The 14640-nt window shown below is 53.4% G+C and carries 13 protein-coding genes and 2 pseudogenes; 5 read left to right on the forward strand and 10 right to left on the reverse strand.

Annotated features, from left to right (window positions below):
- Nucleotides 1–459: 459 nt before the first annotated feature.
- Together NKF06_RS07205 and NKF06_RS07210 are read left to right on the forward strand one after the other, a co-directional pair.
- Nucleotides 460–1614 carry a hypothetical protein gene (locus NKF06_RS07205; protein ID WP_253244966.1) on the forward strand — a complete coding sequence of 385 codons (1155 nt, stop codon included), beginning with the start codon at nt 460–462 and terminating at the stop codon, nt 1612–1614.
- Between the two features lie 44 nt (nt 1615–1658).
- Nucleotides 1659–1835 carry a hypothetical protein gene (locus NKF06_RS07210; protein WP_253244967.1) on the forward strand — a complete coding sequence of 59 codons (177 nt, stop codon included), beginning with the start codon at nt 1659–1661 and terminating at the stop codon, nt 1833–1835.
- A gap of 109 nt (nt 1836–1944) precedes the next feature.
- On the opposite strand, the pseudogene NKF06_RS07215 reads toward NKF06_RS07210, so the two are convergent.
- Nucleotides 1945–2103, reverse strand: a pseudogene (locus NKF06_RS07215) (ArsR family transcriptional regulator); the annotation flags it as partial.
- A 139-nt stretch (nt 2104–2242) separates the two neighbouring features.
- Nucleotides 2243–2626 (reverse strand): PemK-like protein, encoded by a 384-nt coding sequence (locus NKF06_RS07220; protein WP_253244968.1) that lies wholly within the window; start codon nt 2624–2626, stop codon nt 2243–2245.
- Nucleotides 2627–4317: 1691 nt separating this feature from the next.
- Here NKF06_RS07220 and NKF06_RS07230 point away from each other — a divergent pair.
- Nucleotides 4318–5358, forward strand: coding sequence for a carbohydrate kinase family protein (locus tag NKF06_RS07230; protein ID WP_253244970.1), 1041 nt, complete (start codon nt 4318–4320; stop codon nt 5356–5358).
- Nucleotides 5359–5379: 21 nt separating this feature from the next.
- On the opposite strand, the gene NKF06_RS07235 is transcribed toward NKF06_RS07230, so the two are convergent.
- The 8 genes and pseudogenes from NKF06_RS07235 to NKF06_RS07270 form a co-directional block, all read right to left on the reverse strand.
- Complete coding sequence (locus NKF06_RS07235; protein WP_253244971.1) at nt 5380–6174, reverse strand: BtpA/SgcQ family protein; 795 nt, start codon at nt 6172–6174, stop codon at nt 5380–5382.
- 213 nt (nt 6175–6387) lie between these two features.
- Nucleotides 6388–6831, reverse strand: coding sequence for a hypothetical protein (locus NKF06_RS07240; protein WP_253244972.1), 444 nt, complete (start codon nt 6829–6831; stop codon nt 6388–6390).
- Nucleotides 6832–7359, reverse strand: a complete 528-nt coding sequence (locus NKF06_RS07245; RefSeq protein WP_253244973.1) for a winged helix-turn-helix domain-containing protein — start codon at nt 7357–7359, stop codon at nt 6832–6834. It abuts the gene before it with no gap.
- 257 nt (nt 7360–7616) lie between these two features.
- A pseudogene (locus tag NKF06_RS07250) lies at nt 7617–8536 on the reverse strand (transcription initiation factor IIB family protein).
- A gap of 200 nt (nt 8537–8736) precedes the next feature.
- Nucleotides 8737–9645 carry a nucleotidyltransferase gene (locus NKF06_RS07255; RefSeq protein ID WP_253244974.1) on the reverse strand — a complete coding sequence of 303 codons (909 nt, stop codon included), beginning with the start codon at nt 9643–9645 and terminating at the stop codon, nt 8737–8739.
- On the reverse strand, nt 9642–10289 hold the full coding sequence (locus NKF06_RS07260; protein ID WP_253244975.1) for an SLATT domain-containing protein: 648 nt from the start codon (nt 10287–10289) through the stop codon (nt 9642–9644). The genes NKF06_RS07255 and NKF06_RS07260 overlap by 4 nt, the downstream gene beginning before the upstream one ends.
- A 23-nt stretch (nt 10290–10312) precedes the next feature.
- Nucleotides 10313–11395 (reverse strand): CBASS oligonucleotide cyclase, encoded by a 1083-nt coding sequence (locus NKF06_RS07265; protein ID WP_253244976.1) that lies wholly within the window; start codon nt 11393–11395, stop codon nt 10313–10315.
- Nucleotides 11395–12228, reverse strand: a complete 834-nt coding sequence (locus tag NKF06_RS07270; RefSeq protein WP_253244977.1) for a hypothetical protein — start codon at nt 12226–12228, stop codon at nt 11395–11397. The genes NKF06_RS07265 and NKF06_RS07270 overlap by 1 nt, the downstream gene beginning before the upstream one ends.
- A gap of 173 nt (nt 12229–12401) precedes the next feature.
- Between NKF06_RS07270 and NKF06_RS07275 the strand changes: the two genes are divergently transcribed.
- Both NKF06_RS07275 and NKF06_RS07280 read left to right on the forward strand, forming a co-directional pair.
- Nucleotides 12402–13286: a DUF6293 family protein gene (locus NKF06_RS07275; RefSeq protein ID WP_253244978.1), complete on the forward strand. Its 885-nt coding sequence runs from the start codon at nt 12402–12404 to the stop codon at nt 13284–13286.
- A gap of 204 nt (nt 13287–13490) precedes the next feature.
- Nucleotides 13491–13994 carry a hypothetical protein gene (locus NKF06_RS07280; protein WP_253244979.1) on the forward strand — a complete coding sequence of 168 codons (504 nt, stop codon included), beginning with the start codon at nt 13491–13493 and terminating at the stop codon, nt 13992–13994.
- Nucleotides 13995–14640: the final 646 nt, after the last annotated feature.

Genomic DNA, 14640 nt, shown 5'->3' on the forward strand with positions numbered 1-14640 from the left:
GCTGACCGGTATCGGGTGGCTGCACCCGGCCCGACCCGGCCCCGCGACCGTGCCCGTCCGTCGCAGACGCAACGGCAGCGCGAAACGCCCGGGCCCGGCAGGAACGGACTGCCCGCCGGAGCGCGCGCAACCCGAGCAGTCGCCCCCCAAACGTACGGGCTCGCGTCGCTGTTCACTTCGAGAGCGACGCTTGGGAGACGCCTACTGTTCAATTACACTGCGGCTCTGTTGAGACCCACTGAGTGTGAGGGGTGGTGTGCTGAATATTGAGAGAACGTTCATCACGGATTTTTCCACTCAGTCGTACTGAACCAACCGTTAGAATGAGCAAACGAGGTTGGACCTATCCGTCTCTAGGAGTCAGTCCCTCCGCAGTTGACTAACATTGGCATGTCATCACACAGGTTTGCCTATTGGCCAATAGAGTTATTAAAATGTAAATTGGTTAATTTGAATGCAATGACAGGAAAGGTCCCCCGACGAGGATTCCTCGCCTCCATTGGCGCGTCATTCCTCGCTTCTGGTGTTGCCTCCGCAGTCGGAACCTCAACCTCGACACAATCGGCAGTCGTACTGAAAGGTGACCGTAAACAGCCAATTCGACAGAAAGACATAACTCAAGCGCGTACTGAATTCCTCCAGCAGCACGGTCTTGATGACGGCACGAAGTTTGCGCTCCGGTCTTTTGCCGGGGGCTCTTCAAAACGGGTCATTGGGTATGGGATTGCAATCGATAACGGAGTTCCAGTCGAGAGTGTGTACACAATTCCGTCTCCAGAGCAATTGATTCCTGCCGATACAGATGGCCCTGAGAAGACAGATGTGTCCACAAAAGGTACTTCTGAGTTCACATCCATTAGTGACAGTATCTCCCAGTTTCATTCCGACTTGGACACGTTCGCAGATGGAAACCGGGACTCAGTTGTTGACTCTGTGTCGTCTTCTCAGACACCGACTACTCAGCTTGCCGAACCAGAACCTGGGTGGGTTAAGCAAGGCGAGATAAATGAAGCGACGGCAGTATATTGGAATTTACATGGTGAAAATATCCAAGTTGGTCGTATCGACTTGGATACGGAAATCTGGAAGTCTGGCGACGAGACACGAGATTACGAGGACAAGTACGCCTGTGCACTTCGGGGGGAGATGTGGCCGTCACCATCCATCGACCACCTGAATACCCCTTCGATATTTAGAAATGAGGGGTCACATCTCATTCAAGATTGGGACCGTACATCGATGGGCAGTCCGACGATTACTGAATCGTCGCCGGATACTGAAAAAACTGAAAGCATTAACACGACTCTATCCGTTTCGAGTACAGATTCTGCACAGTTATCCCTTGATTGGGAGACGCCGTATATTGGCCGTACCGAAACGTCTCAACCCGACGAAACTGTTGGGTGGAAATTTGACTACCCCTGGAATGGTGGTAACAATGGGAGACGGTCGCGCGTTGAACTCAAAAGCTTAGGAGAGGCGTGGCTTGATGCATCCCACGCCAGCTTTGATACAATTCTCACTACTGAGTTCGAAGGCGAGTTCCGACGGGAAAATACGTCTGAGATCGCCAGCGATACGCTTGATACGCCAATCCGCTGGGCGAATCTCTGACTGACGTCGGTACTGTTTTTTCACTGTCATTCGTTTCTCAACACATGGTGGATAATCGCCAGATTACGGGCCTTGGGATACAATTGCTCGGCATACAGCTGACGCTACTTGCAGCATTTGGTTGGATCATGATTCCAGCTTCATTTGATACGAAATTCGTCGTTATCGTCCCGATTGTCACACTTGCAACTGGGGCTGTCGTCTATGGGCTGTTGAACTGACTACAGCACAGCTGTTTGGTTCAGCTTCTGCAGTACGCGGCACCGATCATGATGTCGCAAGGTCGTCGGCGTCGACGAGGCGGTTGACGTAGCTGTAGGCGGTCCCCTAGGCAAGTTCAAGGCCGTCCATCGCATCCTATACGATTGTCTCGCCTTCCCGGGCAAGATACGCGTACTGCTGGGCGAGCTGTGGCTCTTCGAGGAGATCCGCAACCGCGAGGAAGTCGCGAACGATGTCGCTGTCGACCCGATTTGCAGTGCGTGACACGGCGCTCATCATTACAGTTTACAGAGAAATCGTAATACGTGTTGGGGGTCACCCCGCCGGCATCGCGCACGACAACCACCCAGGGGGGCAACCGTGATAGGCTTCTGACGGGAGCGTGGCCGCTCAAGACAGGTAGTTCTCAGGACGCTATGTAGCCAATCACCTGGCTTGCCACAACCTCGGTGCGGTCATCGACGAGGGAGGTCAGGTAGTGGTCCACGTCTGCTGCACTGTTGAGGGTTACAAGCGACCACGGGAGGACATGACTGCGTTCACCGAGTGGGAGTGGGTCGCCGGCGTAGTCGTGGTCTCGGAGGATGACTGACTCCTCGTGGTAGGTCTTCGTAGAGAGCAGGACCGTGATAAGTTGGAAGCCATGCCGTGGTAACTGTGGGGCCCCCAGCACGAGCATCGGGCGCCCCTTCTCCGAGAGCGGGTCACTCGCCCAGAGGTGGACATCGAGCCGGTTGAGATTGCTGAGGACACGATGCAGCCGGTAGCCTTGCTTGAACTGTTGGGTCATCAAAATCGCCTCCCCGTTTGCCGGCCCGGAACGTCTTCCCATCGAGACTGCCGTCGGGCTTGTAGGAAATTGCCTTCTTAACCAACAAACCTCGACATTACTCGCAGATTGTTGGTTAATCGAATCCCAGTACTAGTGCTACTCGAGACTGGGTCCGTAGCAAGCCGAGCCACACACTCGGCACTCCCAGATTGGTTGGCCTGTCCACGCCTCGTCTAGGACCGATTCATGGGGTCTAATCACTTCTTCAGTAGTGAACACAACTAATGAACACATGTGGTGAACATAAAATCAGAACAACATCGTGGGTGATCTCCTCTTGGTGAACACCACTAGTCGAACAGACACGTGCCGGCAAGTCGTGAATAACTGACTCTCTGTGCGCTGTCTGCAGTACGTGCAGTGGTTCAAAGTAGGTCACGAGGAGAGAAAACAGAAAACCCGCTCTCGATGAACAACCCACCCCACTATTTCCAGTAAACACAGCAGATCGTGGATGACCGGCTCACCCCGTCGTTTCCAGTAATTCGCGGTGACTCCAGGTAGCGAGTCACGATTGAGACAGACCACAGGGTTCCAGTATTTCCAGTAAATGTTTCTTTATATACTCGATAGACACCACTGTTTCCAGTATACTCGGTCAGAACATGAACCGATAGACCCGGAGGGGAACAGCTGACGAGAATGGCGGAACACCCCCTCCCCACTATTTCCAGTAAAGCACCACGAAAGAGAGCCGCTTAGTAAGAAGAAACACTAAATGAGAGAAAAGTTTATATCGATAGCATTTGAGTTAGTCCGTAGGAGAGCTAAAGTACAGTTGTTGTTGTAGTTTGTTCTAATGAAAGAAAGCAACTCGAGGGTTCGGGAGACCTTCGTCACTAGCTTTACTGGAAATAGTGGGGGGAGAGTGGGTGGATCAAGCCGCTTGCTCTCATCGTGAAAATGTATTAGTGGAAATGGTGGGGTCTGACACTTGTCAGACAATTTGGGTAAGTTAACCAACATGGAGGAGAATGCCGTTCACTCGTTGGTTAATTACCGGCCATGAGCTTCACTACCGTCTACTCGTGTTCGACGAGCTGCTGAGACGAGATTGACAGTCACACCACTATTTCCAGTAAAACATCCTCTATCTATCTCACCGACAAACGAGGACTAGCTATCCGAATTGACCGGCCCTTCGTACTTGGCAAGCACCCTATCTCCTGCACTCTATTGTCAGTAATCGTATCGGTTGTCGTTGATCTTTTTCTCCGTGACCGTTGCCTCCGAGGGTACGTCGTCCAGACGGTTCTCTGGCCGCCCCTTCGACCTGATTGCTTCGGTTTCTGGGAGTCGCGTCACTCTGTCACGCTGTTCGGTGAGTTCTTCAGCGTAGTTGGCGACGTGGCGAAGGAGTTCGGGCGAGTAGTTGTTGAGGAAATTGACGGTCTTAGTGGGAGTTGTGGGGTATCGGTGACTCGGAGGACATGGTAACGCAACTTCGTTAACCAACAATAACGGTCGTCAGCCTAGTTTTGTTGGTTAACTCTTCTGTGGCCGGATTCTCGTTCGCGCTTGAACAACGCGTCGAGTTCTGCAACCAGTACTCTCTCCGTCAGCACCTTTAAGCAGAGAGTCGTGAGTCCAGTAGCGCATCATCCGGATCGTATCCGAGGTTGAGATGCTCATCGTCGGCAGCTATCCGCATGTGGATCACCATCAACGAGAACGGATTCAACAACGAGATGGGCACGGACTCGATACAGACCAGTAAACTGCAATCCCTGTATGTTCAAGACGCACCACCGTTGAGTAGGCGTATGTTATCGTTCGATGTCGTGACGGTTGGTAGTGCCGTTCTCGACCACATCTATTCTCTGTCGAATCTCCCGGAACCTGACGGTGGGGCATTCGCTCGCGACCACACAACCAACGTGGGCGGCGTCGCTGCAAATGTCGCCGCTGGGCTTGCAGAGTTTGGGAACAAGACGGGGGTTATCACCCGCGTCGGGACCGATGATGCCACCGAAATCAAAGCTGACCTCCACGCACGCACGATCGACTGCTCTCGGCTTCAAGCCGGCTCTGAAGAATCGTCGTACACGCTGATTCTTCGTGGGCCAGATGGTGAACGAATGATCGTTGCCGGTGGCCAGAGCGTTCCGAACCTCCGACTCGATGCGCAGGATATCGAGTATGCAGGTAACGCCAGTGTGGTGTTCACGAGCGCCTATGCACCTGATGCGGTCGTCTCGAGACTGGTGACTGCCCGCGAACGTGGTGAGATTTCGACACTCGTCTTCGACCTTGCCGGACCACTCTCGGAACTCGAGGGCCGAGGGACAACACCCGAGACGATTGATCGTCTGCTTTCTGTCGTTGATCTATTCGTGGTCGGTGAGGTTGCCGCACGCTCGTATTTTGGAGGTGGAGCCGACGAAGCGATTGCCACGCTTACGCAGCAGAACGTCTCTCGTGCGGCGATTACGCAGGGCAGTGACGGGGCACGCCTTCTCGAAGGAAACACAGTCACTGACATCCCGGCCTTCGAGGTGGATGTGAATGATACGACCGGCGCTGGCGATACCTTCACTGCGGGGCTGATTCACACGTGGCTCCTCAATGACTATTCAGCACGCGACGCAGGACGCTTTGCCGCTGCCACAGCCGCACTCAACTGTACTGAACTGGGCGCACGCGGCAATCTCCCATCCGAATCCGACGTTCACGAGTTTCTCGAGACGTGAACCGCCAGGGGTAAGCGAGCTCTAGCGGACGGACGCGACAAGCCGTTCGACTGCTGCTTCGTCGACAGGGTTCGTCGTCTTGCCACCTTCTTTGAGCGCGGTTCCAACGATTGCACCATCGGCGACCGAAAGCAGTTCAGGTGCCGTCTCGGGGGTGACACCGCTGCCGATCAACACTGGGGCATCGAGGCCACGAGCATCGCGAGCGTTGACCACGTCTTCGAGAACCGTCGTATCGACTGCCTCGCCCGTACCAGTCCCACTCACAATGATCCCGTCGGCACCGCCACGTCCGACGAGTTCACCAACGACCTCTGAGTGTGACCGGTCAGCGAGTGGTGCAGAGTGTTTCACGTCGATATCTGCAAGAATGGCAACGTCGGCGTCGAGTTGGTCACGCAGCCGGACCGTTTCGTGTGCCATCCCCTCGATGAGGCCCTGATCAGTAAGCCGGGCACCAGTATGAACGTTCACGCGGACGAAAGCGCCGTCTGTCGCAGCGGCAATGCCGAGGGCACTTTGAACATCGTTTCGGAGGATGTTCACGCCAAATGGGACTGTGACATGCTCACGAAGTGTGCCCGCGAGTGCAGCGACGTCAGCGACGACGTGACGGGGGACCCGGTCTGGATAAAATGGAGCATCACCGAAATTTTCGAGCATAATGCCGTCGACGCCACCCGACTCGAGTGCTGCCGCATCCTCGAGGAGTCGGGTTCGGAGTGCGTCTCGATCCCCCTCGAACCCGGGAGAACCTGGGAGGGGCGGGAGATGGACCATGCCAATAATTGGGGTTTCTGTGCTGAAGAAATCCATATCCCCTGTGACCGTTCGAGAGACTTAATCGTACAGATGTACGCCACTGTTGAGGCCGTCAGTCACGCTGCACGGCCGGTGTAATCGTAGTCTCAGTCGAATGCTGACGCGAGGTAGGGGCTGAAATCGCTGGGGTGAACCAGCTGAGTCGGCAGTCCAAGGTTCTATCGTGGACAAATTACTAAAGAGATCCTCGGTCGAGTCCAGCACGTGCTAGGGCCATAGTGTCTCTATGCGTTGCTCTATCGCCGTGAGGATGGTGGAGTATACTTCGAGTGGATGGAGCGACGGGAGTTCGAGGTCGGTAATTTCGGTAGCAGACGGTGGCTTGTGGAAGTGCAACCGTGTGTTGTGCGCGTTCGGGTGCCGGTCCCAGCGACATTCCCAGCGTTTCCCGTCCTCGTGCTCTTCGACGTAGTGGACTGAGAAATCACCAGTCGTGAACCATCGGATGTCGAGACGGGCCGCTGTTACTGTGTCAGGATATCGTCCAGCGTCGAGCAGTCCACGAAGCAGTCGAGGTTCGTATGAATCCGGGTCGAACGCAGTCTCGGCGATGAGCGAATCCGACGACAGGTGTCGCTCCAGCAGGCGCAGTGTTTGTCGATCCGGTGGGCCTGTCGAGTGGGGGTCCGAATCCTCCGGTGGCTGGCTCATTTAGGCCGGAATCAGATGCCCGTCGTTCTGGGAGAGCTGGCGAGCAAGTTCGTACAGCCTGATATCCCGAATCACGCCCTGCCACTCGCTGATGGCGGTCATCCGCTCGTGGATGGTTTCGTGACTATCGTGCTCGAACACGTTGACAGCCGTTGGGTCTGTCGTCTCGAACTGCGCTTCGTATTCCGTTCGCTGGGCTTCAAGCGCCTCCACGCGGTCGATGATCGCTTCGATAGAGAGCTCGGTTGCGATTCGACTGGCGTCCTGCCATTCGAGATACCCCTCGTTTCGTTCGTATGTCGCCGGGCGGCTGTCTCTCTCGGCTCGGGCGATGCCCATCTCAGCCAAGCGATCAAGGTGCTTTTTCGCGGCATTCGGCGAGCAGTCCGCAAGTTCAGCGATCTCGGTGTAGGCAGTCGGAGCGGTAACGCCGAGGACGACATCGTAGACACGACCGAACGTGTCTGTTCCCGTCTGCCACCGTCGCTGCGTATCGTCGGACGTGGGGGCTGGATCGAACTCGGTCATACGTATCTGTAGGCGGCCAATCTCAATATATCTTCGGATTATTCAAATATATGCAAATAGGTGCTGTGTTGAGTTACTGGGAAGGCAGGGCCAGTCTTGTTCAATCACGTAGTCTTGCGACTGCCTTTCCGACCTGTCGGACGTGTTGACTCCGCTCCAGATCGAACTCCTCGGCGAGATAATCGACCGTCTCTGTGAGCGTCATGGATGAGTAACTCATCTCTCAGCGTATGAATTTGATGCCGTTGCAAGTCGGCTCACGCCGCGTTGAGTTCGTCTCTCCTCGCACGAACTGTCACAGCTGACATCCCTGCAGCATCCGCAACTCTCTGCTGTGTGAGTGACCTTCCGTATTCCTGTGCAGCTTTGTATATGCAGGCCGCCGCGACGCCACTCGGACGACACCCATTTGAATAGCAGTTTCTCGATGGTGTTTCGAGAGTGCCACTGCTCGACGCCAGATGGCGTCTGAAATGCCAAGTTCTGACGCGAGACGGGGGACGAACTCACTCGGGCGAACCGGCTGAGTCGGGAGCCTAAGTTCTGTATTCAGCGTCTTGTACGCAGTTGCGACTCACGACTGTTCGACCCGTGCTGCGTCGACAACATCGTCGAGTAACCGTGTGTGGCCGTTACAGCGACAGGCCCCGTGGACGCTTGCTGCCGCAATCGCCTCGATTGATCGGCCTCGAAGCAGGTCTTCGTCCTGAGCGCTCCGGAACAGCTGACACGCCTGGTCACGGACCGAATCTGAAAGCTCGAGGACGCTAGCGATTCTTCGTACTTCACCCAGCCCGTGTGCGAGGTTTCGCTCGGCTTTCGACTGGAACCGACCACGATTCTGTTCCCGGCGCATTCGGGACAGTCGCTGGCGCTTTTGCCCAGAGAGTTCGTTTCCGTTCGCATCTTTCCTGCGACCGATCTCCGTCGACAACCCTCGGTCGTGACGCGCCGCAGTCAGTGGAGCGCCTGTCCGCTTTCGCTGGTCCTGATCGTGAGTTCTCCATTCCGGACCATGGTCGATCCGTTGTTCGTCAATAACGAGTCCACAGTCCTTACAGATGGTTTCAACTGAGTTGGTAGTGACCCGGACACTGCACTCGGGACATGAGTTCGTGCTGGAGTTTGTCTGGACATCCTCGTCGAAGCTTGTTTCGTAGATATCTCTTGTCGCCATGTTTCCTTACCAATTATCGAGATTCGCCGATACGGCGAACCCCTCACCCATTGAGGGGATAATAAACTCTCAGAAGAACTGAAACTCCTTTACCGGGAACGGGAGAGATTGAATTACGGTTCTGTACCCCGTCAAGGAGTGAAGGGACCTTCCAAAGGATACCTTATCCAGGTTTGAATAAACTGATGAGAGAGATGGGGTTAGTAGTCGTACCAGTTATTCCATAGAGCCACGAGTTGAGCGACGAAACTTACTGCATCAGACGTCGACCACTGGGTTGAGTCGCTACCGAATAAGTTCTGTATCTCATTTTGGCAATCGAACTCTGATAATCGGGTCTCTACAAGCCAGTTCACGATTTCGACGTATCTCTCTTGGTAGTCGTTTTTGTACTTGCTCGACGGGACGTTGTAGAGGAGACATTCAATACAATATGAGGGTGCGAGTTCAGCCGAGATTGCGCCCCTACTCACGAGATAAGAGCGGGCATTCTTGAAGATACGAATAGTCTCCCGATACCGTCCATACACGGATTGATTCATAGCCGCTCCGTTCTCGTAGTGAATCTTCGGATAGCTGATAATCTCTTCATCAGTTGACCGGTCCTGGAAGATGATTCCCTCGTCGTAATCTTGGTCGTATTTACTGTTGAACTGATTGTACCGACGATACTGGAGACACACTACGATGTCTGCAGTAAGGGGCAAGGAATCACTATCTAAGACCAGCGCCCGATCCTCAACGGTAACAGCACTCCAACCGTAATAGGATCGAAGAGTGCTCACGACATCATCGTGGAAATCATCCAACCCGTAGCTCGCACTGGGGTAATTCTCCTTGTACTTCGACGTTTGAATGGCCGAAAGACGAGACAGATTTCGTCGCCACGTAGAATTCAGCTGAACCACCAAATCAACGTCACTATCCGCATAGATATTAGTCGAATTCTTGTACGACCCCTGAAGATAAACCTCAAAATCCTTCCCCTTGTTCTGTGGGACGGAACCCTCCGCAGTCAAGACATTCCTCACGCGGTTGTAGGTTTTCATCGCCGAATCATTGGCCCCAGGATTGCTCCATGTATCCAGTTGCGAACTCGGAATGCTCATGGCTCGTCCTCTTCTTCGGATTTGAGCATCGCCTCGCCTGTCAATCGGTCGTTCACCTGCTCGGAAGGTTCGGAATCTATGAGTTTTGCGTCTCCCGTCAATCGTTCCTTCGCCTCTTCAGAGGTGCCGATTTCGTCATAGACCGATTTACGCCAAATCTTGTTCGAGATCGAGAGCCAGCGATACCAGAAACTACTGACATCAGGCGTCTCCTCGTTCAATTCGATTCGGCGCTCGGCTAACTCCTCGAACTCAGACCGCATATTCTCCAAGCCAGTCCCCTTATCTGCCAGATCCAGTACGACATAGTCACGGTACTTCTCTAATAAGGTGTGATAAGAATTTGCTGCCTTGTAGTGGGCCGCTGAACGCTTCTGTGGTCTCGCTGCTGTTTTGAAGCCGGAGATGACCGCAACACCGATCGCGAGAGCGGTCATCGTAGTTGTCGACCAGGCCTCCCATATCAAGCTGTACGTCAACAATCCGGCGAATAACGTCGCAACCGCGTCTAAGCCCAGATCTAGTATTCCGTAGATACTTCCTGCTTTGAAATTCTGTTTGCAGGTCCACAACACACTGTCCATCGAATTTGCAACGCGGGACCGCAACCGCTCGTGTGATTCGTAGTCGAAATCGTCTGTCATAGTACTCTATACCTCGAAATACCTCACTTGAAGTTCTCCCCGTGGACCTCTTTCAGCTTCTCCTTAGCCTCCTCGGTACGGCCCTCCTCTTTCAGCCGCTTTGCCTCCTCAAGCTTCTTACTCGCCTGCTTCGCCTTCTTCGCTGCCTGCCGACGCTCACGCCAACTCATACCACTACTAACCTTCTCATCGTACACCGGCTCCTTCGCACCACCTTTCTTCATCCGGCGGGGAAGCGTTCGAACGAAGTCCCGGGTCAATTCCTCGTAGGAGTCGGGCACCTTCTCACCGCGACGGGCCTTCTCCTCGAAGTAATTGTAGACCATCGTCTCCATGTGGTACGACCGAACGCCTGAATCGTTGTTCTCCGACCACTTCTTCATCGTCCGCGTCAGGGCCGAAACCTTCCCGTTATGTGCTTTATCCCTCGCCTCGAACATCTGCTTATACTGCCGTGGATTCGTGCCCTGCCATGACTGTCCACCATGGGTATCCGGGATTGCATACCCGTCGCTCGCGTCGGTGAACAGGCCAGAGATACCACCGCTCGGATGATTTGCGTGTGGAACCTCACTGTACCGGAAGGCAGGTGCAATCTCGATGGTGGAATCATGGTACTTCAACTTCACCACGTTCTGGTCGACCGTGACCTCTGTTTGCGAGAACCGTGGGTCGTTCTGAATCCGGCGCTTGATCGCCTGTAAACAGTTTTGCGGTCCGTTTTTCTGCTCGGTCCACTGGCGGTGTTCTTCCGCAGAGAGGACGATCATCACGTCCGCGTCGGAATCCTTCTTCAGCGGGCCAGTCATCGTGCCACGAGTAAAGGACCCGATAAGCTGACTGTCCTCAATCTCCATGTCCTCACTGAGAATCCCGACAATAACGTCCCGTCGGTCAGAAATCGTCTTGGCCTGCCGGTCCGTGATCTCGGTCTTCTCGACGTGGTCCTCGTAGCTCTCTTCGATCTCGTCCTTCGGCTTTTGCTCCTCCACCACTTCGTCGTCCGAGATTGCATCCATCAGGACTTGTCCAGCTCCACCACTGTCCTCAGCCTCACGGCCTCGATGAGAATAGGTCCTGCCCGTGGAGTTGTAGCCGCCACCCATTATGCGGCCACCTCCTCACCGCTAGTCCAGGCCATAATCGGAATCTGTCCCTGTCCGAGCGCTGCATCTATCTCTTGTTGCATTGGTTCGTAGAGCCGCTGTGATTCGCTTGACGGGACGTCCCGGAGGTGGACCTCATCGATCCATCGTTGGCCTGCCGCGGCCACGATCTGTGGCGGTAGCTGTTTTAGCAGACGCGGTGACTGGAGGCCGATTAGCATGATTTTCAGGTTTGGTGCCTCCGAGACGACGGTTCTCAGGTCTTCTTGTAGTTTTTTGAACCCGATGTTGGCTGTGAAGTACTGTGTTCCGTAGAAGACGCAGTAGTTGATTCCGAGGTGTTTGAAGACTTGGTAGCAGAGGCGTCGTTCGTGAGGGGTTTCGCCCTTAACCAGTGGGAGGATCTTGGTCTTGGAGCCGTAGAGTTTCTGGGCCATCCAAATCATGCCTTTCAGGCATTTGAGAAGGTGCTTCCGCCGGAGGATAGGATCATTCTCCTTGTAAACGGGGTAGTCGCACGGAATGTGGAAGTCAGGCTTGAAGTCCCGAACGAATCCGAGCTCGTCGGCCCAGTCTAGGTCAGAGAGGATTTTGTCATTAATCGTCGTGGTCGTGATTACAGTGACTTTCTCCCCGAACCATGACTCGGCGGTCTCACCCAGATTGACCAAGGTGATGACCGTCGTAAGTCGGAGGAGAACCGTCAAATCGTGCGGATTGCCTCTGTGGAACTGGTCGTGGGCCCACTGCTTCTCCATTAGGAGAACGGGGCCTTTCGGTGCTTCTTCTGCCGGTGAGATGTTGAATCCCTGGTGGTTTTCGGTGGGGATCATGTTGTGTGTTGCACCCGGTCTTGGCCGATATATATGTATTTGTCCCGAACTTTGATAAATACTTCGCCCACTAACACCCCGATGTAAACAAAATATTCTATACAAGGTGGGAGAGGTATCGTACTCTTTTAGAAGATAGACGAGAAAACGTATGACAAGAGGCACAACCCAAAATGGGCAAGAAAATACACTTTATCCCCGTAGGATTCGACTTTCAGAGGCTCGTCCAACCAATCTCCCAAGGAAAACTTGAAGCAGACGAAATATACCTATTACATTCCTCCCGCGAATCCAGTGAAAAAGAGGCTCAACACCTAGCCGAACGAATGGTGGAACGCCTCGAAGAAACATTCGGCACAATACTCGGCAAGAAAGTTGAGAGAAAATCCATCGACGACATATTTGGGTTTGAAGCAGCCTATCCGATGGCCTATGAAATGATACAGAACCACGTCGACCAAGGAGACGAAGTGTGGGTCAATATCTCTTCGATGCCACGTACCGTTGCATTCGCATTCGCCAGCGCCGCCAACTCACTCGTCGTAGAAAAACCACACCTCCGAAATCAGGTTCATACATATTACGTATCGCCTGAAGAATACCTCGTCACTCGAATGATCCGGGAACTCCGAGAGGAACAAGAATTCCTGGCCCGTATTAAACAAGACAGCACTGAGGCTGAAGAGCGATACGAACGGATTTCCAATATCGTCGACGATGTCAACCAGAACGGAGTCACGAAAGGAGCGAAACAGATGAACGGGGGCCTCCACGTTGAATTCCCGACCGTACCCAGCTCAGATCTCCACGAATTCGAGAAAACCGTTCTACACTTCCTCTACGATATCAAGAAAACTGAGTCCACATCCGAATTAGCGCGAAAGCTTGCAGACGAACTCGGAAAAGGGGTAGACCAGGACTCCTTCAAAAGCAAGGTCCAATACAACGTGAAGAAGCTTGACGAAAAAGGTTTCATCAAACGAACAAAAGAAGAGAATCGCACGATTACGGAACTCGGAACTATGGGCAAACTATGGGTCGAAACACACCCAAAATAAACTACTCAATGAGTCTCCGTCCGCGATAATCCTGGTTCTGAAAACGCTCTCTCCCACCCCTTTTCGATTTACTTCTCACAGATCGAATGCCACTCTGTGGCTCAGTTATTTATTACTGAGCCGGAAAGTAATGTCGTATACCAAGCTTCGATCTGAAGACAAATACAGTCTTATCAGCAAGGAATTCCGAATTGAAGAATCCAAATGAAATCCAACACAGATGAGAAATACGAGAGCCTCGATGAACTCACTGAAAACGAAAATTGGCCTGAGGAGCTAGAGAATATTCTTGAACGGTTGAAGAGAGTAGACTGGTTCTCAGAATACAGGGAACAACTCTGGAAAGCCAGAGACGAAGGCCACCGGGCCACGGTGATCATACTCCTAAATACCTTCTTTGAAGGCTATCTTCACGATGCATTCAAACAACACTATCGAGAAAAGGGGCTTACCGACGACGAACTCTTCTTCATAGACAAAATAAATCACTCCCAAATACTGGACCGGTCCCGTCAATTGGACTTACTAAGTGAGAATAACTACCGAATTCTGAAAAGTCTGAACAAGGCCCGAAACTCATACTCCCACGACCTTATGAACTGGATTCCCTCAAATACAACCGAAATCGAGGAGCAGGGAGAGGTTGAAGCAGCTTTTCAACTTCACCAAGATATACTGTTAAACGATTCTGAGGTTCTACGGGATTAGGACATCTACTTTCTAACCCTGCGAAATCAGCGAACAACTCACCCCCTTCCTTGACGCCGGAGTTTCGGCAGAGTACCCAGTCTTCAAGCGCGAAAGCTTTGAACCTGAACCCGAGTTTCGAGCAGTCAGCTCTCATTTCTAACCACCGGACAGCACCCCGGTTAATGAGAACTTCGTGGATAGGGTCGCACGAGGATCTTCTCCGGGAAAAGCCGTTACCGTGAGCCTTCGACATTGATACCGGCGGTGTATACTCGCCTGTGGCAGGCGGGTGGCTTGAGAGCTTAATCGATGATGTTCTTGGCACATACGGTTTAGAGGCTCTGTTGAAACCCTCATCACGTCTGGCGGTTTGCTGAGGAGCGAGTTTGCAACAGCATCCGCGAAAATCTGTGTGGAGAGCGACCCTCCTCAATGTCAACGCTGAAGGATTTCAACAGAGCCGGTTTAGAGGATGGTTGGGCTGTTGTCAAGGTCGTGGCTGCGCGCGCAGCGTAGCGAGCACGGAGCGGAGGGTGGGGCGGTGGGGTCTGGGTCGGTCCGGCACGTAGCAAGAAAAGAGGGCTGCGACGACCGACTACTCCCACCACCGACCGTACTCAGGGTGGCCAATTGATCCCGTTAGTAGGAAAACGACGTTTCTCGT

The sequence above is a fragment of the Haloferax sp. AB510 genome, from assembly GCF_024136985.1.
In the GTDB taxonomy this organism is placed as follows: Archaea; Halobacteriota; Halobacteria; order Halobacteriales; family Haloferacaceae; genus Haloferax.